At 32.8% G+C, this 25504-nt stretch carries 15 protein-coding genes and 1 pseudogene; 9 read left to right on the forward strand and 7 right to left on the reverse strand.

Annotated features, from left to right (window positions below):
* Nucleotides 1–39: 39 nt before the first annotated feature.
* Nucleotides 40–1050, reverse strand: coding sequence for a helix-turn-helix transcriptional regulator (locus E0H99_RS12610; RefSeq protein ID WP_131996030.1), 1011 nt, complete (start codon nucleotides 1048–1050; stop codon nucleotides 40–42).
* Nucleotides 1051–2046: 996 nt separating this feature from the next.
* Between E0H99_RS12610 and E0H99_RS12615 the strand changes: the two genes are divergently transcribed.
* Nucleotides 2047–4923, forward strand: a complete 2877-nt coding sequence (locus tag E0H99_RS12615; protein WP_131996033.1) for a hypothetical protein — start codon at nucleotides 2047–2049, stop codon at nucleotides 4921–4923.
* Nucleotides 4924–5297: 374 nt separating this feature from the next.
* Here E0H99_RS12615 and E0H99_RS17570 read toward each other — a convergent pair.
* Nucleotides 5298–5435, reverse strand: a pseudogene (locus E0H99_RS17570) (transposase); the annotation flags it as partial.
* A 181-nt stretch (nucleotides 5436–5616) separates the two neighbouring features.
* Between E0H99_RS17570 and E0H99_RS12625 the strand changes: the two are divergent.
* Together E0H99_RS12625 and E0H99_RS12630 are read left to right on the forward strand one after the other, a co-directional pair.
* Nucleotides 5617–6810 (forward strand): hypothetical protein, encoded by a 1194-nt coding sequence (locus E0H99_RS12625; protein ID WP_131996036.1) that lies wholly within the window; start codon nucleotides 5617–5619, stop codon nucleotides 6808–6810.
* Nucleotides 6811–6819: 9 nt separating this feature from the next.
* Entirely contained in the window at nucleotides 6820–8235 is a 1416-nt protein-coding gene (locus E0H99_RS12630; RefSeq protein WP_131996039.1) for a hypothetical protein, read from the forward strand.
* Nucleotides 8236–8740: 505 nt separating this feature from the next.
* Here the strand turns inward: E0H99_RS12630 and E0H99_RS12635 are convergent.
* The 3 genes from E0H99_RS12635 to gldJ form a co-directional block, all read right to left on the reverse strand.
* Nucleotides 8741–9496, reverse strand: coding sequence for an NUDIX hydrolase (locus E0H99_RS12635; RefSeq protein ID WP_131996042.1), 756 nt, complete (start codon nucleotides 9494–9496; stop codon nucleotides 8741–8743).
* Nucleotides 9497–9916: 420 nt separating this feature from the next.
* Nucleotides 9917–11203: a UDP-N-acetylmuramoyl-tripeptide--D-alanyl-D-alanine ligase gene (locus E0H99_RS12640; protein WP_131996045.1), complete on the reverse strand. Its 1287-nt coding sequence runs from the start codon at nucleotides 11201–11203 to the stop codon at nucleotides 9917–9919.
* Between the two features lie 64 nt (nucleotides 11204–11267).
* Entirely contained in the window at nucleotides 11268–12953 is a 1686-nt protein-coding gene (gldJ, locus tag E0H99_RS12645) for a gliding motility lipoprotein GldJ (RefSeq protein WP_131996048.1), read from the reverse strand.
* Nucleotides 12954–13160: 207 nt separating this feature from the next.
* Between gldJ and porU the strand changes: the two genes are divergently transcribed.
* From porU to E0H99_RS12670, 5 genes are all read left to right on the forward strand, one after another.
* Complete coding sequence (gene porU / locus E0H99_RS12650) at nucleotides 13161–16991, forward strand: type IX secretion system sortase PorU (protein WP_131996051.1); 3831 nt, start codon at nucleotides 13161–13163, stop codon at nucleotides 16989–16991.
* Between the two features lie 38 nt (nucleotides 16992–17029).
* The gene (gene porV / locus E0H99_RS12655; protein ID WP_131996054.1) at nucleotides 17030–18199 is read left to right on the forward strand and encodes a type IX secretion system outer membrane channel protein PorV; all 1170 of its coding nucleotides are present in this window, start codon (nucleotides 17030–17032) and stop codon (nucleotides 18197–18199) included.
* Between the two features lie 84 nt (nucleotides 18200–18283).
* The gene (gene cdd / locus E0H99_RS12660) at nucleotides 18284–18766 is read left to right on the forward strand and encodes a cytidine deaminase (RefSeq protein ID WP_131996057.1); all 483 of its coding nucleotides are present in this window, start codon (nucleotides 18284–18286) and stop codon (nucleotides 18764–18766) included.
* A 143-nt stretch (nucleotides 18767–18909) separates the two neighbouring features.
* The gene (gene pdhA / locus E0H99_RS12665) at nucleotides 18910–19908 is read left to right on the forward strand and encodes a pyruvate dehydrogenase (acetyl-transferring) E1 component subunit alpha (protein WP_131996060.1); all 999 of its coding nucleotides are present in this window, start codon (nucleotides 18910–18912) and stop codon (nucleotides 19906–19908) included.
* Between the two features lie 7 nt (nucleotides 19909–19915).
* Nucleotides 19916–21568, forward strand: a complete 1653-nt coding sequence (locus E0H99_RS12670; protein ID WP_131996063.1) for a pyruvate dehydrogenase complex dihydrolipoamide acetyltransferase — start codon at nucleotides 19916–19918, stop codon at nucleotides 21566–21568.
* 56 nt (nucleotides 21569–21624) lie between these two features.
* On the opposite strand, the gene E0H99_RS12675 is transcribed toward E0H99_RS12670, so the two are convergent.
* Nucleotides 21625–22866 carry a glycosyltransferase gene (locus E0H99_RS12675; RefSeq protein WP_131996066.1) on the reverse strand — a complete coding sequence of 414 codons (1242 nt, stop codon included), beginning with the start codon at nucleotides 22864–22866 and terminating at the stop codon, nucleotides 21625–21627.
* Nucleotides 22867–22977: 111 nt separating this feature from the next.
* Between E0H99_RS12675 and E0H99_RS12680 the strand changes: the two genes are divergently transcribed.
* The gene (locus tag E0H99_RS12680) at nucleotides 22978–23559 is read left to right on the forward strand and encodes a tRNA-(ms[2]io[6]A)-hydroxylase (protein WP_131996069.1); all 582 of its coding nucleotides are present in this window, start codon (nucleotides 22978–22980) and stop codon (nucleotides 23557–23559) included.
* A 76-nt stretch (nucleotides 23560–23635) separates the two neighbouring features.
* Here E0H99_RS12680 and E0H99_RS12685 read toward each other — a convergent pair whose 3' ends face one another.
* Entirely contained in the window at nucleotides 23636–25501 is a 1866-nt protein-coding gene (locus tag E0H99_RS12685; protein WP_131996072.1) for an OmpA family protein, read from the reverse strand.
* Between the last annotated feature and the right edge of the window lie 3 nt (nucleotides 25502–25504).

Genomic DNA, 25504 nt, shown 5'->3' on the forward strand with positions numbered 1-25504 from the left:
AAGATCTTAACTGTTTGTGCAGTATAAGCGCACAGCTTGTCAATAATTTTCAAATTGCTTTTTTATTCTATCTGAAATTTTAGATACTAATGGCTCCGGAGCTATAACTTTTACTTTTTCACCAAATGATAAAATCCTCATTTCTAATTCATAGTTTAAAATTACCTTGATTCGGATCTCTAAAGAACCATCTTCAAGAATACTTTCTTTTTGTGAACAGTGTAAAGGTTTAGTTTTGACATAAGGAGCTTGCTCTTTGGTAAATAATAATTTTACTTCTTCCACTTGTTTTTCAGGATCTTTAGAAACCCCAATTATATCATCAAAAAAATCTACCCAATCTGTAGTGTCTTCTCTATAATCCTTATTTGTGTTTTCAATTTGACCATTAATTCTATCTAAAGCTAAATTCCAATATTGATTATGATTGAATTCATTATATCCAAAAACAAACCATCTATTATTATATTGTTTTAAATAATAGGGGTGAAAGGTTATTGTATATTCGGAAGTATTAAATGGTTCATATCTAACTTTAATTACACATTTGTTTATTATAGCATTAAATAAGGGTGTAATATATTCATAACCTTTATAATCAATATTTGATTCTAGAGACATTACTTTTTGACTCTGATCTTTTAGTCCAAATTTATCATTCAATAATGGAGCTATTTCATTAACCCATTCAAATTCAGGGCTGCCTTCAAATCTTTGTAAAATAGAGACTGCGTTTTTTAATTGCTGTGCTTCGGTATCATTTAGAGGACTATTATTAATAGAGAAATTTTTATCATCATAACGATAATAATTGGTGCCACTTGAACTTTTTATAGTTTCAATAGGAGCATTATATCCTGATTCACTTCGCATAAATTTGAGGTCTTCTCTCAAAGTTCTAATCTGAACACCTGAATTAGTTGGATCATGTTCTATTATTGCATCATTAACAGCCTCTAAAAGATCTTCAAAAGTATATTCTCTTCCAAAATTTTTAAAACAACGGTCGAGTCTATTATATCTGATTATTTGATGTTTATTTATTGCCATTAAGTCTTCATTGAAAGTTAAATTACCTTTGCTATTGTAATTCAATATTCTTGTAAAACTAAATATTTTAAGAATTAAAACCTACTCAAATAAAGCCAATACAGGATATTGTTTTTTGTTATAATTGATATAAAGATTTAGCTAAATTTATTTTTAACTAATTTTATCAAACTTAAATCACTTAGATTTTATGTTATTTCGTAATTAACAATAGCTTGGATATCCCGTTTGACTTGAAGGTCAATTTGCTGCATCATCCAATTGGCAATTTTTTCAGTAACGTGAGTTGACTAATTTAGTATCTCTATTCAAAAGAAGTCAGAGGGAATAACAAAAAATAATTTTTCAGCCCAAAGAATACAAAAAGAGGCTTTCATACATTATAGATCTGCTTACACTACAATTATAGGTAAAAGATCATTGCGAAGTGAAAGAAGATTTCGATGTTAAAATAAATAGACTGGATTTAAAATTGTCGGCGTTAAAAGAAAATCAAGTTGATCTAAACGATTTGCACAATTGACCATGGAGGGATCTAAACCATCTGAGAACTACTTTAAGTTATCAAAAAATGTCAAAAAAAGTATAAAGAATTTAATTATTATCCTTGTCAGCCAACATAAAATAAATAAAGCATTGAAATATAATGGCATTTTTTTTAGCAATCTTTAGAAAAAAATTAAAACTTAGTATTAGTTTTTATACTTCTATTTCTCAAAAGAATATTATTGCTTTTCCTGCATACCTGCTAAAATCTTTAGATGTATTTAATTACAAAGAAAGATTAAACTGAATGACGTAAGGTCTCTCCTTAATACTCTTTACTTTTAGCATAATAAAATCATCTTATGCGTATTGAAGAGCCTTGATAATTTAAGATTTGTGATTATCTGCTTTATCATAGAGTTTTTTATAATGTTTTTTATAAAAAAGCAAGAGTACATACTTGATTATCAAAATTTTAAGTATTTTTATTGAAATTTTAACAAACCTTTTATGAAAAAAATATCATTACTCTTATTTTTTCTATTTTTAAGTTCATTATCATTTTGTCAGGTTAACCCAACACTGGCAGTGGGCCTTGAAAAATTAACCATGAACAAAGGAACTATTGATGTGGAAGTCTTAACTAAAATCATTGTAACTAAACAAAAAGAACTTAAACAAGAAGCACTTCGCAGATTTATGTTTAAAATGTTTCCGGAAGCCAACTATACAACCAAATATTATGTTCAGAATTGCTTGAACGTTCTTTTAAATGAAAAGAATCCGCAGGTGATCGAAAAAGAAATTTTGGAATTAACTACTAATTATTCACTTTCATTGGGGGTTGCGTATACTATCTTAAAATCCCCAGAGAAAGAACTCCTTGATCTCAATAAGGCTTATTCAAACTATAAAATATACTCCCCTTATTATCAAGAAATGATTATCAAAGAAAAAAGTAATCAATACAAAAAAAAAGATAGAAGGCGGGAATTGACTGATTCAATTATTGGGCTTGAATTATTTGTTGCAGGCAAATTAGAAAAGTTAGAAAATGATAAAAGTATTAACAAGAATGACTTTGATATATTAAATTCCAAAAGAGAAAAACTTGTGTCATACAAGAAAAAATTAGCACGCCTAAACTTAAGAAAAAATATTTCGCATGATGATTCCAAATTTGAGGAAGATAAAAATTCAATAAATATCCAATTTGGAATTATATTGGACATTGTAAGTCTTTCTCTGTCAGAAATACCAGAATTACAAAAGAAAGGTTTTTTTAAAAATAAAATTGACTATCGTTCAGGTGACTTTTATTTAAATCTGCTCAATAAAGAATTTTATTCAAAATCCGTAGCTGATAAAAAAGATGAAGCTATGAAGATGGAGAGTAAGGCAAGAGATTTTAAGGAGAGTCTTGATAGTATGAAATTATATGTTTGCAACAGAATTACACAATATGTAAAAAACTATGATATCATCAATGAATTTATCAAAAGAAATAAAGAGAAAGAAGTAGAGAATATTTTAATTGATTTAAGACAAAAAAGCCTGGAAGTTATTATTCCAATATTTAATAATCGTGAATGGATCGATGCTTATCCACAAATAAAAAGCACATTAAATGAAGTCAAACAATTAGAAGATATTTTAGCTTTTATAAAAAACACTAATATCGGTACTACGTCAGTTCAAGGTCCATTAAGCCAATTTGTATCTTGCACCGATAATTGCAATAGAATTATTATTTCAACTTACATAGAATCGGTTAGAGTTGAAAAAGATTTAAAATCGATTAAAAAAATTATATCCGATACTCAGATTCAAAATAAAGCTAATTCTATAATAAGCTTAATTTCATCTAATTATAAAACGTTTTCATGTAAAAGTGTAATGCCTAAATTAAAACTAATAGACGTCTCATCAGACAAAGTTAAAAGACCTGTTAGTGACTCAATTGTTAAAATAGATATTAACCGTTTAATTGAAAAAATTAATAGCAGAGTTGATAAAATTAACGATCCGAAAGATGAAACTTCTGAGCCAAAAATAGCTGGTATTTTAAATGATATTGTAAGTTTAGATGTAATTGTTAATAGTTTATCAGATAGTAAAGTAATTGCTAAAAACATAGAACTCGATTCTTTTATAAATGGTAACTTTTTAGAAATTGAAACTAATAATTTTAATGATGGAGTTAAAAAAATCAACGATTCAATAATTGATTTAATTAACAATACAATAAAAAATAATTCTATAACGATAGCACAACTTAAAACAACGCTAAATACTAATTACAAAATTATCGCAACGTCAGATAAATTTTATAATGATTATTTGACTTCCGTATTAAAAGAAATGGAAGGAGAAATTCCATTTATCACAGACAGTTTGGATTCTCTGACTATTTCTAAAGCGTCGGAAATTTTACCGAAGATCCATACTAAACTAAAATCTCTTATAAATAATAATGATATTCATATGAGCGATATTGTCTATCTTGAAGATTATATTACCGATAAAATGATTGAACTTAAAATAAGAGACAAACATAATGACAAACTATATAATTCCATTATTGCCCATAACAGAATCATTATACCTTTACTAAAAATAAGAGCTTTACAAAAAATAGGAAACTTTGGTTATGACGAAGAATTAATGAATCTATTTGAGTTTATTGCCAATCTAGACAATCTTGATAAAGCTGAAACTTATCAGAGTATTGTCAATATGCTACGTGATGGTAGTAAAAAAGTAGAAGACAATCTTTCCGACGGCGAATTTAAGGATAGCTACATCCTTTTTATAAATGCAATGAAAAAGTATACGCTAATTAATCCATCTGAAGAGTACGTTGAAATTGATGTTGTCTCATTTTTGAATGAATTACAACAATATCATAATAGAAATAACAAATCAGTTTTTTCTTTATATCTGAGCATGGGATTAAATCAAAATTTCTTTTTTGACGATTTCAAATTTCCAGATTCTGAAGAGTCAATTGATAATATCAGTTTTGCTTCTGAGAAAATTGGTGTAAAATGGCGCATTACCAATTTCAAACGTTTTGAAGGTTATGAAAATGTAATTAAAGATGATGTATACCTGAATAAAAAAGCTCCATTTATTAATGAATTTTACACAATTGTATATGGATCTGGGCTACTTTATTCGCTAGCCAATACATCAACCAATGAAAACTTTGATTTTGCACACGTGGGGGTAGGAGTTGGAATGCGTTTTTACAATGCATTAGATGTGAATTTAATTATAGGTTTTCCTTTTGTCAAAGATGCCAACTTTGGTGACAACGCTTTTCTTGGCATTGGACTAGATATCCCTTTGGGAGAATATTTGGAAAATCTTGGGAACAAAAATTAAATTCTGACAGCATTCAAATAATTTTTTAACTATGTTTTTTCAAGTAATTACTTATATTACGAAAGGTTAGTAAAATGTTGTAATTTATAAAAAGTCTTGTGAAGCTAGTTTCTTCAAGTCATGTAAAAAGTGGTTCGTAAATAGGTTCGTAAGGACCACAAAAAGACAAACAAGGTCATTGGAATCCAATGGCGTTGTTGTTTTCACATTTATACTATTTTAGGTTCTCAAAAAACGTCAAAATTGGTATCAAGTGTTCGATTGCTGTCCCTGATAGCCCACAAGTTTAATAACAAATCATTTCAAAAGCCGATAAATCCTAAGATTTATCGGCTTTTTTCTTTTGGACATACTTCAAAATTATTCATTCAATCTTATGGATCAAGTTCAAAAAGATTGGATAATCTGAATAAGAAAAGATCTATTTTGCTCAAACCCATAAAACGACTTCTAAAAGCTTTTATTTTGGCATTAAAAGATTCTGGTGATGCATTAGTACTTCGATTATTAAAATAGTTTAGTAATGATTAGTAATTAAAAGTTATTGTATTGAGAAGAATATTGAAGTTTTTAAACCCGGATTCTTCAACTTTAAACTATTCAAGAAGTAAAACTTCTTAAAAATTTAAGAATCACTTTTCTATAAGAAATTTTTTGTTATTTTTGAACAAATTTTCAAAAACAAAAAATACTATGAAATTAAATTACCTACTAGGATTTGTATTTTTTTTGTCGCTGTTTGCAAAGGCAAATGCGCAAAGCATTTCTTCAGAAGTTGTAGAATACCAACTTTTAAGAGAACCAAAGATTATGATTGAAAATGGTTCTCGACAATATTCAGTTGCTGTTACTTCACCTTATAATTTAACTAGCGATGAAGTTTATGCTCAATCAAAGGTTGATTTTCAAAATGAATTAGACAACTTTGATAAAAAAGCTGCAAATAGTGAAAAAGAGTTTCAACAGAAGCTAGCAGATTACGACAGTGATGTTGCAAAAGCAAAAGAAAAATACAAATTAGAATCTGAAGAATTTAAAAAATTAACCTTATTAGAGCGTTTAACCTTGACAGACAAAGGACAAAACCCTAGACTTAGAATTCCAAACAGACCAATTTATGTAGCGCCAACAAAACCGGTTTACCAAGAACCAAATCTTCAAGATTATGTTATTATAGACAATAATGTATTGGTCTCACAGGTAAATATTGATGGATTTACCAAAGACGGAAATTATTTGACTATTACATTAGATATCAAAAAAACAAACTTTCAAGACAATTCCGGGCAAACTTATGCCAACCAACCTACAACGCTGATTGTAAAACAAAATGGACAGGAAAAGATAAACAAAACCTTTTTTCAGGAATATAAGTACATTAGCTCATCACCTACAAACAACATCAATAAACCTCGTGAAGAACAACAGCATTTGAAAAAAGTAATCGCTTTTATAAATGAGTATTTAAATGAAACATTTGCTTTCAAGACTATAAGATACAGTGTAAGACTTCAGAGTGTTAAAAACAAAGGACAATACGACGATTTAGAAAAAGCAGATATTTATGTTTCGACTAATTTGAAAAAATTAAACCCTACAAATCCACAAATTAACGCTGCTGCCTTTACGGGAATGCAAAAAGGAATTGATATTTGGAGAGAAACGCTTGCAAAGGTTAATTATAAAGATTCCAAAGCTGATTTTAATCCTAAAATTGGCAAGTTTATTTATTTTAATTTAATGAATTTGAATCTGGCATTAGATAAAAAAGCAGAAGCAGAAAAGGTTTTAAACGAGATGCAGGAAAATTTAATCTACATGAATTTGAACTCAACTGAAGAAACGGAGTTAAAAGCTATCGAAAATCAAATCTATAAAACTACCTAAAAACAAAATATGAAAACTAAAATAGTAGCGATCTTTTTTTTATTGATAAGTATTTCCGGATTTAGTCAGATCAAAAGAGAATTAGGAACCAAATTTGACTATAACGGAAAAGATGAAAAAGATCTTAAAGTAGTTTTAGTAGACAACTACAATCATTATATGTTTTCGGTAATTAATATTGATGGTGGTATGATGCCTACGAACAAATTAATTATTAGAAAATTTGATCAAAAAAATCAATTAGTAGATACTTTTACGGAAGAATTTCCGCATAAAGATGTTTTTACATTACACAATTATCTTGGAAGTTTTGAAATAGGAAATGAGAAACTGGTAGTTATAACAGATACTTATTCGAACAAAACAAAAAAGAAAGAATTACACAAAATTACTTTTGATAAAAAAACAGGCACATTTGACACCACATTGATAAGTGAACACACTTTTGAAAGTTTATCAAAATCAGGAACTGCTTACGCAATGGTTTCACAAAACAAAAATTATATAGGTGTTGTTTACAGTAAATTTGCTAATAAAAAAGTTGCCGAAGAACACGAATGTGCAATTATTGATGGCAGAACAGGAGATTTACTTTGGCAAAAAAATGTTTCTTTCCCTTTACTATCGTTTACTGACAATGTTGTTTTGAACGACAGCGGGAAATTTATTTTTGTTAGAACTACTAAAGAAACAGGATCTAAAAACGTGCTGGCTATTGCGGACGGAAACACAATCGAGAATAAAGATTTTGGAACTGAAGATGTTAAGATAAAAAAACCGCTTTCGTTTTCAGTGGGACCAAATGACTATTTATTGGCATTTGATACTTATGCTCATGGTGTGAATCGCGGAGAGTATGGAAAAATTCTTATGTACGATGTAAATGCCGGAAAGGTATTGAAAAACAATTTTTTAGAGAATTTTAATCAAATTAAAGATTTAAATAAAGTGAATTTCAATACATTGTTTGTACAAAATGATGAAATTTATGTATTTGTAGATTGTGACTTTCAAAGTGGAACAAAACCAGATCCTACTTTTCCAAATTCTACATTTAAGGTGCCTGAATATTCTAATGGTTACCCTAGTTTGTTAATATTTACAATGGATGGAGAATTAAAAAGAAGTGTAGACTATAAAGTACTATCATTTAAAGAAGGTAATAAATCAATTGGGGTGCAAAACATTAAAGGCAATTTTTATCTAAATACCTATGTGAAAGGTCTAAACCATTATTATAACGGAATTTATCAACTAAATAATGGATCTATTGATCAAAACATTAAAAGATTGAGCCTGGATGAAGATGGAACAGTAATTACACAATTTGGGAATTACTTACCAGAAGCTAAAAGGTTAATTTTGGCAGAATCATACGGTGATACAAAAATGGCCTTTATCAATGTTACAGGTATACAACTATAGAATAAAAGTAGCTTAAGAAGTAATTTATTTTGAATCATATAAAGGCACTTGTTTATAGCAAGTGCCTTTATATATTTTATTACAGGTGTATGAAAACTGGGAGTATGAAAAAAGCTTCTTTAATTCTTTAATATTAAATACAAATCAACAACTTAGTAGTTTCGCCTGCACCATAAGTTTTGAAGCCTGCAATATAAAGTTCGTCAAGCGAAGTTCCAGACATTAAATTAATTATTTTTCGGATCTGTTTTTGAGAAATTTCGTAAAGTGCACTTATATTTTTATTTATTAAAATGATGTTTAAGGAAAGTAATTCACAACTGAAATGGCAGGAATGGCGCTATATGAAATGTTGGGTAGTATAAGCTATAAATACAAATTTATTAAGTTTTTAAATAACCGAATGACGTATCGGACTATTGTTAACTCCATTTGAGACGAGACTCGAGTTCATGGCTTTATCATTATTCATACTAAAGTGATTTACATGATTTACTATTTTAAATTACCAACCTTGAGTCAATCCGTTCTTAACTACTGCTTCGTATTTTTCTTTATCGAAACTGTATAAATTTGGGGCTTTATGGGCTACATTACTTTTCTTCTCGTCCAGTTTGGTTAAAATCCCGATTGCCGTAATTTTGCGAAGAAAATTTCTTCGATCCAGCATTCTGCCTAATATGGTTTCATATAGTTTTTGTATTTCCGGGATGGTAAATTTTTCAGGAAGTAAATTATATCCTACCGGCACTAAATTCAATTCCATACGCAGGGTTTCCAATGCTTTGTCCAGAATTTGCTTGTGATCTAAAATCAATTCCGGCACCGCATTATGGTCAATCCATTCCACAGTTTCATTGTTCCCTTTAGGTTGCGGAATCGTTTTTAAAAAATCAACTAAGGCATAATAACCAACTGTTACAAAACGGCTGGCAAACCATTTTCCTTTGTCTAAAGGTATTCCGTAAAAGTCCAGAATACTATTACTAAAATTAACATCACATCTTCTAGCAGCTCCAAATGTAGAAAACTGCCTTAGGAAAATCCCTTTTAGCCCTGTTCTTCCATGCAAAACAGTAACTGCAGCCTGATCAATATCTTCGTTTACAGATACAAAACCCCCAGGCAAAGCCCATTTATCACTGTACTTTGTTTTTATCAATAACACTTTAAGCTGATTGTCATGAAATCCGAAAATCACACAATCTATTGACAAACCCGGCTGATAGCTTTCCTTGTTATCTAAAATGGCTTTTAACATGCGATCTATCTAGTAATTAAATTATACTTTTTGAAAGACGCAATTTAGTTCATTTTTTTAAGAAAATAAAGGAGCATACAATTTAAAAAATTATTGTTTTTTACTTTCAGTTTAAAACAAAAAAGATTTGGGCAAAGAAACAAATCCATTCGATGAGAATCTTTGCACCTGGTAATTTGCTCTCTAAAGCCATTTTTTTGCAACATTTGCTTTAAAAAAATCATTCCGCTCCAAGGCCTAATCTCTTTACTGGTAAAGGATATGTCGAATTCCATAACGCTGATTTTTCTAATGCTACGCATTAGGTTTTAAACTACAATTTAATGATTTTTTTTCTAATGCAAAATTTGGGTTTAACAAAACCAAAAAAAGCCATCATAATAATTCATGATGGCTTTTTTATTTATAAGCTACTTGTCTTTATGAAAGGAAATCCAAGGTTCGCTCCAATGCCATTCCTCTGGAACCTTTTATCAAAATAGTACTATTATTGAATTCAGCCGTTGGTAAATCATTCGAAAAATCTTCAAATGTATTGTAGAACCAGAAGTTGCTTTTTCCAAGTTTATTAGCATAAAATGCCGAACCAATAAAATAACATTTCACTTTATCTTCATTCGAAAGCATGTCAACAATTGCTTTATGTTCTTGCTCACTTTCCTGTCCCAACTCAAACATATCTCCCAAAATCATACCCTTATTTGAACCCTCTAACTGCAGGAAATTTTCAATAGCTACTGCCATACTGCTCGGATTTGCATTATAAGCGTCCAGAATAATTTGGTTAGTTCCTTTTGTCAATAACTGCGACCTGTTATTTTCAGGCACATAGCTCTCTAAAGCCTCTTTTATAGCAATATCATCAATGCTAAAATACTTTCCTATAGTGAGTGCTGCATTGATGTTATTAGCATTATACAAACCTATTAAATGGGTTGAAATGGTTAGATTCGAATAATCTATTACTACAAATGGATTTGCTTTAACAGATGCAATATTTACATCCGCATTTGTTTTATTTAAACCAAAAGAATACGCTTTTAACGACATTGATTTCTCAACTTGAATCGGGTCTTCTAAGTTTATGAAAGCAAGCTTATCATTTGCTAAAAGGTATTGATACATTTCACTTTTCCCTTCAATAACTCCTTCAACGCCACCAAAACCTTCCAAATGTGCTTTTCCAAAATTAGTGATATAACCATAATCCGGCTTTGCTAATTCACATAGAAATTCAATTTCTTTTTTGTGATTCGCCCCCATCTCAACTATTCCTATTTCTGTTTCTGAAGTAAACGAAAGCAATGTCAATGGCACACCAATGTGATTGTTTAGGTTTCCTACAGTCGCTTTTGTTTTATACTTTCTGGAAAGAACAACATGAATTAGTTCTTTCGTAGTTGTTTTCCCATTACTTCCCGTAAGCGCAATTATAGGTAGTTTCAAATACTCCCGATGAAATTTAGCCAGTTTCTGCAAGGCTATTAAACTGTCATCAACTAAGATGGTTCTTTGATCAATAAAATAAGATTCATCATCAATTATCACATAAGAAGCACCTTTATCTAATGCTTCCTTCGCAAATGTATTCGCATCAAAACGTTCCCCTTTTATGGCAACAAATAAGGAGTTTAGCTCAATCTTGCGGGTGTCTATCGAAACCGATTTACATTTTAAAAATAAACTATGAATGTAATTAATATCCATTTGAAACGATTTAAAAAAATAAAAGCCCTAATCAAAGGGCTTTTATTTTTATTTTATAAAAAATTTAATTTCTAGCTGATTTTTTCTTGTCGGCTTTAGGACCAACTCGAGACATAGCACATCTAAAACCAATGTAGTCTGTAGCCATATCCTGCGGAAAATATCTTCTTTGCGCTGGATCTAACCAATACGCTCTATCTCTCCAAGAACCACCTTTATAAACTCTAACTTCATCATTTATCAAAGTTGTTCTCTTGCTTGATTTATCATATTTTCTAACCATTTTGCCTAAGCTATCAGTTGTAACATTGTGTTTAGGAGAATTATACATGATTTTCTCCTCTTTTTCTTTTTCAGTATCAGCTTCTGAAGATCCAAAATTATAGTATCTGGTAGATTGTTTATCACCATCTCTGTAATTGACATTATCACTTTTGTCAAAATTTTGTCTCAAATACGTTTCTTTTTCATCAACAGGAACTTGAGCAATCTGACCTGGATATCTTCTGGCAACTATTTTACCATTACTTAAAGTGTCAAATTTCATATTGGTTGCAGTAATAATTTCAACTTTACCGTCAGCTCCAATTTTATTTTTAGTATATTGATTTCCTCTGAAATAATTAAAATCATTTCCTTCGTTATCAATTATAGGTCTGTAAACATCTTGCACCCATTCGGCAACATTTCCAGCCATATCATACAAACCAAAATCATTTGCAGGATATTTTTTTACTTCATTTGTAATATCAGCACCATCATCAGACCAACCTGCAATTCCACCGTAATCTCCATTACCTTGTTTGAAATTGGCCAATTGATCTCCTTTACTTTGTCTTTTCCCAGAGCGAGTGTAACCACCAGACCAAGGGTATTTTTTCTGACCTTTATAGATATTGTATTCTCTTTGTCCTACATCAGCAGCAGCTGCATATTCCCATTCTGCTTCCGTTGGAAGTCTGTATTCAGGAAGAAGAATACCCGAAGAACGTTGTGCATAAACATTTTTAGGCTCAATTACTTTACCATCTTTTCCAGCTTTAGGACTTTTTCTACCTCCATTTTTTCCTTTTAATACAATCTCTTCATTTCCTCCGTATGCCAAAGTAGGTGAATTTAAATACGTTTCTGTATCAAAATTACTCTCAGCAGTAACATCTAAAGTTTTCGCATTCTTTTTAAGATATCCGTTTTTTTCCAAAAGCGCTTCATTTACACGTTGTGTTCTCCAGTTACTGAATTCAACTGCTTGAATCCAATTTACTCCAACAACAGGATATTCTGCATAAGAAGGATGTCTTAAATAATTATTAGTCATCGTTTCGTTATAACCCAATCTATTTCTCCAAACTAATGTATCAGGTGAGGCTCCCTCATATATATTTTTATAATTTTCTTCAGTTGGCGGATAAACACTTTTCAACCAATCTAAGTAATCTAAATACATTGAGTTAGTAACTTCAGTTTCATCCATGTAAAAAGATTGAACGTGTTGTTGTGTTGGGGTATTATTCCAATCATGCATAACGTCATCTGCTACTTTTCCCATAGTAAATGTACCACCTTCAACAAAAACCAAACCTGGCCCTGCTTGTTGTTTTTTACTTGAACCAGCTTTTTTGCTGTCCATATTCCAACCCGTTGCTCTTGAGGTATTTTTGGAGCTGGACTTCTTGCTGCAACTGGAAAAACCAATAACTAACATGATCGATATCAACAATCGTAAGCCCATAATTTTGTTTGCTTTCATACTCTTTAGTAGGTAATAATTTAAGTGACGCAATATAATAATTAACCATTAATCAACATCAAACTTTCCAATAATTTTCGCTGGTGTAATTTTAACAATAAATTATATATCAGAACGCAAATTTATAATATTTATTATTTAAATCACACGAAATGGTTTATTTTTACTGATAAATAATAACTCACTATTAATCCCGTTAAAAAAACAATGAGAAAAATACTTCTGGTTTATTTGAGCCTAATTCCTTTTGTTTCTTTTGCTCAAATTAAAGATGACATAACCATTGAATGGATAGAAAAAAAAGAAATGTCCTATGGAGATTACAAAGTTATTATTCCGCAATTTACAGGAAATAATTTCCATTATGATGCTTCGCAAAAAACACTGTTTTATACTTTAAAAATAAAAGAACCAGTCACTTTCAACGAAGGGAAAGTCACAATCACAAATGTAATTTACGAAGCAATCACAACTGCTCAACTGGGTGATTTAGCTCCCGAAAACATTCCTAAAACAATAAATGCATCCCTGAAAACAAACATTTCAAGAGACATCAGAGAAGCTTTTATTAATCTGTCACCCATAATTAAGGACGATTTCGGATTTAAACGTATCAAATCTTTTTCTTATCAGGTAGAAAACAATACTGCCCGTATTTCACAATCCAGTAAAAGCACAAATAGCATTGTTAATTCTGTTTTAGCAACGGGCAACTGGTATCAATTTTATATTGAAAAATCCGGTGTATATAAAATTACCAAAAGTTTTTTACAACAGCTAGGATTAGACGTAAGCACAATAGATCCCCGAAAAATAAAAATATATGGTAATGGTGGGCGAATGCTTCCGCTATCAAACAGTTTTTTCTATCCAAATGACGTATCCGAAAACGCAATTCAAATCAACGGTGAAGCTGACGGCATTTTCAACAATGAAGACTATATTCTTTTTTATGCCGAAGGAGTTGACACTTGGAATCCCGAAAGTCTGACCTTTACTAATTTGTACGATACAAAATCCTATTATTACATTACTATTCAAGGTGCTGATGGAAAAAGAATCAATCCTATGGCCCAACCTTCCGGGAGCAGTACTTTAACCGTAACTTCTTTTGACGATCATCAATACCACGAAGCAGACCTTATTAATATAGCGCGATTGGGTCGTCAATGGTTTGGCGAATCATTCGAAGTCAAAGACGAGCAGGAATTCGACTTTAATTTTCCGAATTTTGATGCTTCAACTCCTGTAAAACTGATGTTAACTGCTGCTTCCGCTGCATTTACTCCAACTTCTTTGAATGTGGCTGCGAATGGGACTCCTGTTGGAACCATTTCTTTTCCTGCTTTAAACAACAATTCCGGAACTGAGTTTTATTTAGGTTTTTTGCCAAACAACACCAACTTCAATGGTGCTGAAAATATAAAAATAAAACTGAAATACAACAACAATGGTGTTCCGGGTTCCAAAGGTTTTCTTGACAACATAAGACTTATCGCCAAGCGAAAACTACAAGGTTATGGAAAACAGTTTCATTTTCAATACGATCAATCTAATTCTACTCTTGGGATTGTAAATTATAGCATTTCAAACACAACAAGTATTCCTCAAATTTGGGATGTTACTGACATTTACAATGCAACCAAAATCGAAAACTCAAATCAGAGCACATTAAATTTTAAAGCAAACTTAGGAGAACTCCGAAAATACATTGCTTTAGACGCTTCGGATTATTATACCCCTTTAAAAGGTACCAAATCTAAAATTGCGAATCAAAATCTAAAAGGAACATTATTTAAAAACGGACAAGGTCAATTTCAAGACATCGATTACGTGATTATCACACCATCTTTTTTAGCCACACAAGCCGAAAAATTAGCTACTTTTCATCGCACCCAATCCAATTTAAATGTAAAAGTTATTCCTTTAGAGTCCATCTATCAAGAATTTTCTTCTGGAAAACAAGATGTTGCAGCAATACGAAATTGCATTAAATACATCTATGACAATGCTTCCACGCCTGAAAAAAGAATGAAATTTGTCAATCTTTTTGGCGATGCTTCTTTTGATTTTAAAAATAGAATCTCAAACAACACTAATGTTGTACCCATTTACCATGCCTTAAACAGCAGCACAACAGGCGAATCATCCTTTGCCTCCGATGATTTTTTTGGATTAATGGATCCCTCAGAAGGAAATGTTGTGTCGTTTTTTGGAGGAATCGATATTGCTGTAGGAAGAATGCTGGTTACTGATACCAAACAGGCCGGCGAAATGGTAAATAAAGTAATCGAATACCACGACCTAAAATCCTACGGAAGCTGGAGAAATAACTTCGTATTGGTTTCTGATGATTCAGATATAGCATCCGATGCCAGCTTACAAAACAGACAAAACATCCTTGCAAATACAATTGCTTCTGAAAAACCTTTTCTAAATGTGAATAAAATATTTTTAGATTCTTATGTCCAAGAAGCATCCGCAGGAGGCTCCAGGTATCCCAAAGCTCGAACGGATTTCTTCAATGCTTTCGAAAAAGGGGCTTTGGTATTTAATTATTTAGGACATGGCGGTGAAGATGGCTTATCAAGTGAACGCATTTGGGAAAAATCAGACGGACAAAACTTAAGCAATCAATACAAGTATCCTTTATTTATAACCATCACCTGTGAATTTTCCCGTTTTGATAATCCTTTAAGACCAACCGCCGGAGAATATACGTATTGGAACCCAAAAGGCGGAGCAATAGCAATGCTTACCACCATTCGATCCATTGGACAATTCAGCGCAGAAAACTTCAACGACACGCTAACAAAAAATTTATTATCCTACAATTCGAATCAATATACTTCAATTGCAGAAGCGCTGAGAATTTCAAAAAACAGCAATCCAAATTCAGCCACCAATGTTGTTTTTTATATTGGCGACCCCGCATTAATGCTTGCCATACCAAAACCAAAAATTAGACTGACAAAAGTAAATGACATTCCCGTTACCCAGCCCATTGACGATTTCAAATCATTGGCAAAAATGAAACTGACGGGAGAAGTTACTGATGAAAACAACAATCCACTAACAAATTATACCGGAGAAGTTTCTACAACTATTTTTGACAAAACAGTTTCAAGAACAACTTATAATAATGACGGCAATAGTCCGGCTATTAATTTCAATGTTTTAGGAGAAACAATATTCAGAGGAAACGCATCCGTCACTAATGGTCAATTTGAATTTAGTTTTGTTGTACCCCGAGATATCAGAGTCCCATTGGCCAACGGAAGAATTAGTTTTTATTCCAAAAAAAATCAGTTATTGCAGAACGAAACCGGGTATGATTCCAATATAAAAATAGGTGGAATAAATGAAAATGCAACCGCAGACAATATTAGTCCAAGAGTTAAGTTATATATGAATGACGAGACTTTTGTTTCCGGCGGAACAACTAATGAATCCCCATTTCTTGTTGCACTGCTTGAAGATGAAAACGGAATAAATACGGCAAGCGGAATAGGTCATGATATTGTTGCTATTCTTGACGGAGATGTAAGCAATCCTTTTGTACTGAATGATTATTATCAAACAACATTAGACGATTTTACAAGTGGAACTCTCCGATTTCCGTTGCGCAATTTAGCTCCGGGATTACACACTATAACATTCAAGGCGTGGGATGTATACAACAACCCGATAACTGCCGAGATTCAGTTTATTGTTGTAGGTGATGAAACGATAACATTGACACATGTATTGAATTATCCTAATCCATTCGTTAATTATACTGAATTTTGGTTTACACACAACAGACCATTTGAGCCACTGGATGTTCAGGTTCAAGTAATGACAATAACTGGAAAAGTGGTTTGGACGAAAAATCAAATTATCACAACTGAAGGATTTTTATCAAAAGAAATCACTTGGGATGGCAAAGATGATTTTGGAGATAAAATAGGGAAAGGCGTTTATGTCTACAAGCTAACCGTCAAATCAAGCGTAACAAGTACGAAAACTGAAAAATTTGAAAAACTTGTTATACTTTAATAAAATACTATATTTGTTTAACAAAACTTCCTGTAATAATGAAAAAAATAACATTACTTTTTATCTTTTTATTTGTGATTTCTTTTACAAAAGCACAAGATAGAGTTATAAACCCGGGGGTTCCCTTTTTATTAGTTGCAGCTGATGCAAGAGCTGCAGGTATGGCAGACGTAGGAGTTGCAACATCAGCGGATGCTTTTTCCCAGCAATGGAATCCGGCTAAATATGCTTTTGCAACTGACCAAAAAGGGTTTTCTATAAGCTACACACCTTACCTTACTGATTTAGTAAATGACATATCATTAGGGCAATTGACCTATTATCAAAAATTGAATGAAAGAAGTGCATTTGCAGGAAGCCTCAGGTATTTTGGTTTAGGTGAAATTGAATTACGCGAAACAGGTGATCCTAACGAAACGCCTAGAATAGTTTCTCCAAACGAATTTGCTATCGATGGTTCGTATTCCTTAAAGCTAAGCGAGAAATTCTCTATGGCTATAGCAGGACGATTTATAAATTCCAATCTAAAGGTGGCTTCAGATAATAACGATGCCTCATCTGCTAGTACTTTTGCTGTTGACGTGGCCGGTTTTTACCAATCTGAAGAAATAGCGTATAACGAATTCAACGGAAGATGGAGAGCGGGTTTTAACATTCAAAATTTAGGCCCTAAAATCAGTTATGACAATGATGATTTCAACAATAACTTCATACCCGCTAATTTAAAAATAGGAACTGGTTTTGATTTTATTTTAGACGACTATAATAAGGTTGCCGTAAATGTTGAATTCAATAAATTATTAGTTCCAACGCCACAAGACCCAGATTTAAACGGTGACGGAACAGTAACAAGTGAAGAACGCAACCAAAACAATCAGAATTACCGTGCTATTGGGTGGACTTCCGGTGTTTTCAAATCATTTGGCGATGCGCCTGATGGATTTGGCGAAGAGATAAAAGAAGTTACATATGCTGTAGGTGCTGAATATTTGTACCAAGATTCCTTTGCGATGCGTTTGGGATATTTTCACGAAAGTCCTGTAAAAGGAGCTCGACAGTTTTTCTCACTTGGAGCAGGCTTCAAATACAATGTAGTCAAAGTAGATGTATCTTATTTATTCTCGGCATCAAAGGTAAAAAATCCTTTAGAAAACACCTTACGTTTTTCGCTTACCTTCAATTTTGGAGATAAATATGACGAATATTAAACTTAAATAAAATCAACAAATACTAATCCAAATTTCAATCCCGAAGCTTCGGGATGAAGTTTGGATTTTTTCCTTAAAAAAAACATGAAAGAAATAACAATTACCACTCAATTCAAAGTATTCGATTCCATTCAGGATTTACCAAATGACATTCAGGATTTAATGGAACAAGCGGTGGCAATACGAAAAAATGCTTATGCACCCTACTCAAAATTCAGAGTTGGAGTTGCAATTTTTTTAGACAACGGTAAAATTGTAGTAGGTTCAAACCAAGAAAATGCAGCCTATCCTTCGGGACTTTGTGCGGAGCGTGTCGCTATTTTTTATGCCGGAGCTGTCTATCCAGACGCCAAAATTTTAAAAATGGCAATTACTGCTGCTTCTGACATAAACCAAACTACAGCTCCAATTCCTCCTTGTGGTTCTTGCAGACAATCTATAGCAGAATATGAAATCAAACAAGAAACCCCTATCGAAATCTATTTCATGGGAGAAATTGGCGCAATTTACAAGTCGGAATCCCTAAAAAATTTGCTTCCATTTATGTTCGACAAAAAATTCCTGTAAAAATTCCAAAAATCGCCTATTAAATTTTAGTTCTCACTTGGAATGTCTTATTTTTGCATTTCGCAAATTTGTGGGAGGAAACTATTTTGCGTTATAGGTACACATTGATAATACAATAACACTTTAGCAAAAGAAAAATTCAGATGAAAGAAGTTACAAAAGAAGTATATTTAAAGTGGTATGAAGATATGCTGCTTTGGAGAAAGTTTGAGGACAAACTTGCAGCATTATACATCCAACAAAAAGTTAGAGGATTTCTACATTTATACAATGGTCAAGAAGCAGTATTAGCTGGTGCATTGCACGCAATGGACTTGACAAAAGACAAAATGATTACTGCTTACAGAAATCACGTTCAGCCAATAGGTATGGGAGTTGATCCTAGACGTGTGATGGCAGAACTTTTAGGAAAAGTTACCGGAACTTCAAAAGGTATGGGTGGTTCCATGCACATCTTTTCAAAAGAGCACCGTTTTTATGGTGGACACGGAATTGTAGGAGGACAAATTCCTGTAGGTGCTGGATTAGCTTTTGCCGATAAATATTTTGAAACAGGTGGTGTTACTATGACCTATTTTGGCGATGGTGCAGCGCGTCAAGGATCTTTACATGAAGCTTTTAACATGGCGATGTTGTGGAAACTTCCAGTTGTATTTATTGTTGAAAACAATGGTTATGCAATGGGAACTTCAGTAGAAAGAACAGCCAATCATACTGATATTTGGAAATTAGGTTTAGGATACGAAATGCCTTGCGGACCAGTTGACGGAATGAACCCAATAAAAGTTGCCGAAGCAATGACAGAAGCTATTGACAGAGCACGTCGTGGAGACGGACCAACTTTCCTAGAAATGAAAACATACCGCTACAGAGGACACTCTATGTCGGATGCTCAATTATACCGTTCGAAAGAAGAAGTAGAAGAATACAAAAAAATTGATCCAATTACGCAAGTTTTGGATGTGATTCTAGATCAAAAATATGCAACCGAAGAAGAGATTGAAGTAATTGATCAAAGGGTAAAAGATTTAGTGGAAGAATGTGTGAAATTCGCTGAAGAATCTCCTTATCCGGAAATTCAACAACTATACGACGTAGTATACGATCAAGAAAACTATCCATTTTTACCTCATAAATTATAAATCAATTATGGCAACAATAATTACAATGCCTCGTTTGAGCGATACGATGACGGAAGGAACGGTAGCGACTTGGCTAAAAAAAGTAGGTGATAAAGTAAGTGAAGGTGATATCCTTGCAGAAATTGAAACTGACAAAGCAACAATGGAATTTGAGTCTTTCAACGAAGGAACACTTTTACACATAGGAATCCCTGCAGGTGAAACTGCACCGGTTGACTCTTTATTAGCAATTATAGGAAAAGAAGGCGAGGATATTTCGGCATTACTAGCAGGAAAACCAGCTGATGCAGCTCCAGCTAAAGAAGAAATAAAAGTTACTGAAGAAACAGCAACTACTCCCGAAGTTACAAAAGCTGCAGCACCTGCAACAGCTTCATTACCAAAAGGAGTTGTAGTTATCACCATGCCTCGTTTAAGCGACACCATGACTGAAGGAACTGTTGCTACTTGGTTGAAAAAAGTAGGTGATGCAGTTGCCGAAGGAGACATTCTTGCCGAAATCGAAACAGACAAAGCAACAATGGAATTCGAATCTTTCAACGAAGGAACTTTATTATACGTAGGAATCCAAGAAGGCAATACTGCACCCGTTGATAGCCTTTTGGCAATCATTGGACCTGCAGGAACCGATATTAGCGGAATTGCTGAAAACTATAAAACTGGCGGAGCGCCACAAGTAGCTCCTGCAGTAGCAGAAGAAAAAGAAGTTGCTCCAACAGAAAAAGCTACAGAACCAACTGTTCAAGAACCATCAACTGACGGGCAAAGAATTTTGGCTTCGCCATTAGCAAAGAAAATTGCTAGTGACAAAGGAATTCAGCTAACACAAGTAAAAGGTTCTGGTGAAAACGGACGTATTGTGAAAAGCGATATCGAAAATTTCACACCACAAACTGCTGCTACTCCAGCGCCGACAACTTCAGCACCAGCAAAAACAGAAACTGTAGCTGCTGCAAAACCATTTGTTCCGGCAGGAGAAGTTTTCACAGAAGAAATAAAGAATTCGCAAATGCGAAAAATCATCGCAAAACGCTTAGCAGAATCTTTATTCACTGCACCACATTACAACTTAGTAATAGAAGTAACTATGGATGAGGCAATGAAATCAAGAGCTATTATTAACAGCGTTCCGGATACAAAAGTATCATTCAACGATATGGTAATAAAGGCTTGCGCAATGGCTTTGAAAAAACATCCTAAAATAAATTCTCAATGGAGAGAAGATTCAATTCTTATCAACCATCATGTGAATATTGGAGTTGCTGTAGCGGTTGAAGACGGATTAGTGGTTCCTGTATTACGTTTTACAGATGCTATGAGTTTATCTCAAATTGGTGGAAGCGTTAGAGATCTTGCAGGAAGAGCTAAAAACAAAAAATTATTGCCTACAGAGATGGAAGGAAGTACTTTTACAGTTTCTAACCTTGGAATGTTTGGAATTACAGAATTCAACTCTATTATCAATCAACCTAATTCTGCTATTCTATCCGTAGGAGCTATTGTAGAAAAACCGGTTGTAAAAAATGGTCAGATTGTAGTAGGAAATACGATGATGTTATCTTTAGCTTGTGACCATAGAACAATTGATGGCGCAACTGGGGCTCAATTTTTACAAACATTGAAACAATTTATAGAAAACCCAGTTACGATGCTTGCGTAATAACTCGGTTTTTAAAATAGTAATCCCGTCTTGTTTATAAAACTTGACGGGATTTTTTATTTATTCTTCTCCTCAATCCAACGAGACATATATTTGGTGCTTTTTAAAGTATGATGTTGTAACATGGCGCCCATAAAATTATTCAGTCGATGTTGCTGTAAATTAGAGCGTAAAAATGCTATTTCAGTTCTAAAGTCACTCTCGAATAAACGTTTAGCATATCGTTGATTGATTATCTCAATTCCATTTTGTTGGGCTTTACCCCAAATTCTTTTGTCTTGATACAATCGTACTGCTTCTTCGGCAAAATCAGTTACAACATCCGTAATAAAACCATTCCAAGGCAAATCACCATGCATAGATTCAGAACCGATAGAAGTCGTAACACTTGGCGTTCCGCATTGCATGGCTTCCAATAATTTTCCTTTGATACCAGCTCCAAAACGCAAAGGAGCTAAAACAACTCGTGCTTTTTTGACTACCTCTTGGGCATCAATTGCACGTCCCATTATTAAAAAACCATCTTTACTATTGTGTAATTGCATTACTTTTTGTGAAGGATAAGCACCATAAATGTTCAAAACAGCTTTTGGCGATTGTGTCTTAATTAATGGCCAAATCGTTTCTTTTAAATACTGAACGGCATTCCAATTGGGCTCATGAAGAAAATTACCGATAAAAATAAAGTCTTTCCGATCTTCAAAAGAAGGTAGTTCCTGTACTTCGGCATCGTCAATTGGTTCCAATAAAAAAGGCAAATAATACAATATGGCTTTATCTATTTTGAATACAAATTCTAATAATTCCATTTCAAATTCAGAAATCATCAGAGACAAATCACAACGCAAAATACTGGCAATTTCCCTTTTTGCTACCTCTTCAACAAACAAATCAGTTGCCTCAAAGGAACGGTTTTCTTTGGATGCTTTCTGGCGAGCCAATCGCAAACAATGCAAATCTTCAGTATCTAACAATCGTAACGCATCAGGACAATTCTCGGCAACGCGCCAACCAAATTGTTCTTCTATCATAAAACGGTCAAACAGAACAACTGAGGGATTCAGCTCTTTTATATAAACATCAAAACTGAAATCATTAAGGGCTATTGATTTTTTATCAACTCCGTGTTTGCCCAAATCAACCATAAAATCACTATTTTGTGCAGGACTGGCAAACGTAATGCTAAAACCTTGCGCTTTAAAAAGTGAAATCAGCTGCATCATCCTTCCTCCCGCTGCGGACGAATTAGGTTCCGGCCAAACAAAACCAATAATTAAAAGCTTTTGAACTTGATTCATACTATTATAAAATTTCAATTGCAAAATAATGCTATTTTGACTTCAATACCGTCATTTGAACCAAAAATAGATTAGAAAACACTAATTTTGTACCAAATAAATTTCATTACCATGTTAGGATTAAAATTAGCCACAGACCCGCGTTGGGTGAATATAGTTGAATCGAATATAGAAGAAATCTTGACAGATCACGCTTGGTGTGAACAAAAGGCAGCCTCAAATGCGATAAGTTTAATCACTTACAATTCGGAATTAGAAGAATTAGTAACTGAAATGTTAATCATTGCAAAAGAAGAATTAGACCATTTGCAATTGGTACATAATTTAATAAAAAGCAAAGGGTTGACTTTAGGCAGAGAAAGAAAGGATCATTATGTAAATGAACTTTTTAAATTCATGAAAAAAGACGGCAGCCGAAAAGATGCTCTTTGCGACCGATTATTGTTTTCAGCTATGATTGAAGCAAGAAGTTGTGAACGCTTTAAAGTTTTATCAGAAAACATAAAAGATGTGGAACTGGCTACTTTTTACAGAGACCTTATGATTTCTGAAGCGGGACATTACACTACTTTTTTGGGTTTTGCGCGGAAATATGCTGATAATATAGATGTAGATAAACGTTGGAAGGAATGGATAGAATTTGAAACTTCTATTATCACTAACTACGGTAAACAAGAAACAATCCACGGTTAATTAAAAGAAATCATATTAAACAAAAAACAGGATGCTTAACGGCATCCTGTTTTTTATTATTTACAATCTAAGTAAATTATTTCACGATCATAAACTCAGATCGTCTGTTCAAGGCATGTTCCTCTTCGGTGCAGTTTTCCTGACAATCCACTTTAAATTCTGATTCTCCAAAACCTTTTCCTGTTATTTTATCAGCACTAATTCCTTTTGAAACTATATATGCTACAGTAGAATTTGCTCTTCTCTCAGAAAGATCTAAGTTAAATTCATCAGTACCTCTGGAATCAGTATGTGCCTTAACATAAATTTTCAATTTATCATTTTGAGACATTACATAAACCAATTTATCAAGCTCTGCAGCTCCTTTCTTAGTTATATTGCTTTTGTTGTATTCGAAATAAATAGGATTCAAAATAATTTCTGTGTCAGTAACTATCACTTCAATAGGATCAATTATTGCATCAACAGTAACTTTTCCTTCATTAATTTTAGCTATCGGAAAAGATTTCGAAATATAACCATCTTTAAAAACTTCTATGGTATATGGCTTTTGACATTCTACGTTATAAAGAACTTCGCCGTTCATATTAGACATTTGAGTATCTAAAACAGTTTTCGTTGCATCTAAAATAACAACTCTGGAATTAGCCAAAAGCTCTCCCGTTTTAGCATTTTTTACTACACTAAGAATTTGCCCTTTACATACTGGAATAGAACTATAAATATGATCTATACCACTACGATTACTGGATAAATACCCGATATTTTTTTCTTTATTAAATGTAAAAGCAAAATCATCTTTCTCCGTATTTACAGGTTTTCCAATGTTATACGGTTCACCATCTTTATTTAAATCTACAGAAAAAACATCTGAACTTCCAAAACCCGTCAAGCCGTTTGAAGAAAAATATAAAATAGCATCTTCAGTTACAAAAGGAAAATTCTCGTCACCGGCTGTGTTAATTTTATTTCCCAAATTTTCAGGTGTTCCAAATGTTCCGTCATTATTCACCGCTACTTTCCAAATATCAGTTCCTCCGACAGAACCTGACATATTGGAAGCAAAATAAAGCACTTTCCCATCTTTGTCTATGGATGGATTCCCCATAGAATAACTTTTACTGTTGAATGGCAGTGGAGTAATGGCTCCCCATTTACCATTTTCTTTAACTGCTTTGTAAAGATTCACTTGACCAAACTTCAGCTTGTGTGTTTTATCTTTCTCGAATAATTTATCTTTGAAGCTTTCACTAGAAAAGTAAACAACATTACCGTCTTTGGTCATTGTAACCGGACCTTCATGAAACCTACTATTTAATTCAGCTACAGGAATTGGCTCTGAATAACTCCCATCAGCATTATAAGTAGACTGATAAATATCTAAAAAGGGTTCGTTATTCCAACCATATATTTTGTTGCTTTCATTTCTGGCACTTGCAAAATAAAGTATATCTCCATAAAGACTTGCCCCAAAATCAGATCTTTGAGAATTAACTGAAATTTTGTCTACAACAAAAAGCTTTTCTTTATTCAATAGCTCCGAAAGATAATTTGGATTTTTATTGAATTGTTTGGCTCTCTGATCATCAGGTACTAAAGCGGAAAATATTTTCATTTGGGCATTAGACTCCGTGTATTTCCCGTTAGATTTTAACATTTGAGCGTATCTAAAATGTGTTTCCGAATCTTGTTTTGTTTGTATCGCTTTGGCATACCATTTTTCGGCTTCTACGGTATTGCGCATATAATAATAACTATCACCTAGATGTTTAGTTACATAAGCATCTGCATTTCCTTTTTCAGCTAAGGCTAGATATCCTTCAGCAGCTTCAACATAATCGTAGCTTTCAAATAATTTATCTGCATTCTTAGTCTCTTTATTTTGGGCGCAAAGTGAGAAACCTGCTAGCACAAAAAACAGTATTAGTGTATTTTTTTTCATTAA

This window comes from Flavobacterium sp. GT3P67, assembly GCF_004349155.1.
Taxonomy (GTDB): Bacteria; Bacteroidota; Bacteroidia; order Flavobacteriales; family Flavobacteriaceae; genus Flavobacterium; species Flavobacterium ranwuense.

Coding starts and splice junctions, on each gene's coding strand:
- E0H99_RS12610 (WP_131996030.1), bottom strand. CDS start 1,050: ATGGCAATAAATAAACATCAAATAATCAGATATAATAGACTCGACCGT.
- E0H99_RS12615 (WP_131996033.1), top strand. CDS start 2,047: ATGAAAAAAATATCATTACTCTTATTTTTTCTATTTTTAAGTTCATTA.
- E0H99_RS12625 (WP_131996036.1), top strand. CDS start 5,617: ATGAAATTAAATTACCTACTAGGATTTGTATTTTTTTTGTCGCTGTTT.
- E0H99_RS12630 (WP_131996039.1), top strand. CDS start 6,820: ATGAAAACTAAAATAGTAGCGATCTTTTTTTTATTGATAAGTATTTCC.
- E0H99_RS12635 (WP_131996042.1), bottom strand. CDS start 9,496: ATGTTAAAAGCCATTTTAGATAACAAGGAAAGCTATCAGCCGGGTTTG.
- E0H99_RS12640 (WP_131996045.1), bottom strand. CDS start 11,203: ATGGATATTAATTACATTCATAGTTTATTTTTAAAATGTAAATCGGTT.
- gldJ (WP_131996048.1), bottom strand. CDS start 12,953: ATGAAAGCAAACAAAATTATGGGCTTACGATTGTTGATATCGATCATG.
- porU (WP_131996051.1), top strand. CDS start 13,161: ATGAGAAAAATACTTCTGGTTTATTTGAGCCTAATTCCTTTTGTTTCT.
- porV (WP_131996054.1), top strand. CDS start 17,030: ATGAAAAAAATAACATTACTTTTTATCTTTTTATTTGTGATTTCTTTT.
- cdd (WP_131996057.1), top strand. CDS start 18,284: ATGAAAGAAATAACAATTACCACTCAATTCAAAGTATTCGATTCCATT.
- pdhA (WP_131996060.1), top strand. CDS start 18,910: ATGAAAGAAGTTACAAAAGAAGTATATTTAAAGTGGTATGAAGATATG.
- E0H99_RS12670 (WP_131996063.1), top strand. CDS start 19,916: ATGGCAACAATAATTACAATGCCTCGTTTGAGCGATACGATGACGGAA.
- E0H99_RS12675 (WP_131996066.1), bottom strand. CDS start 22,866: ATGAATCAAGTTCAAAAGCTTTTAATTATTGGTTTTGTTTGGCCGGAA.
- E0H99_RS12680 (WP_131996069.1), top strand. CDS start 22,978: ATGTTAGGATTAAAATTAGCCACAGACCCGCGTTGGGTGAATATAGTT.
- E0H99_RS12685 (WP_131996072.1), bottom strand. CDS start 25,501: ATGAAAAAAAATACACTAATACTGTTTTTTGTGCTAGCAGGTTTCTCA.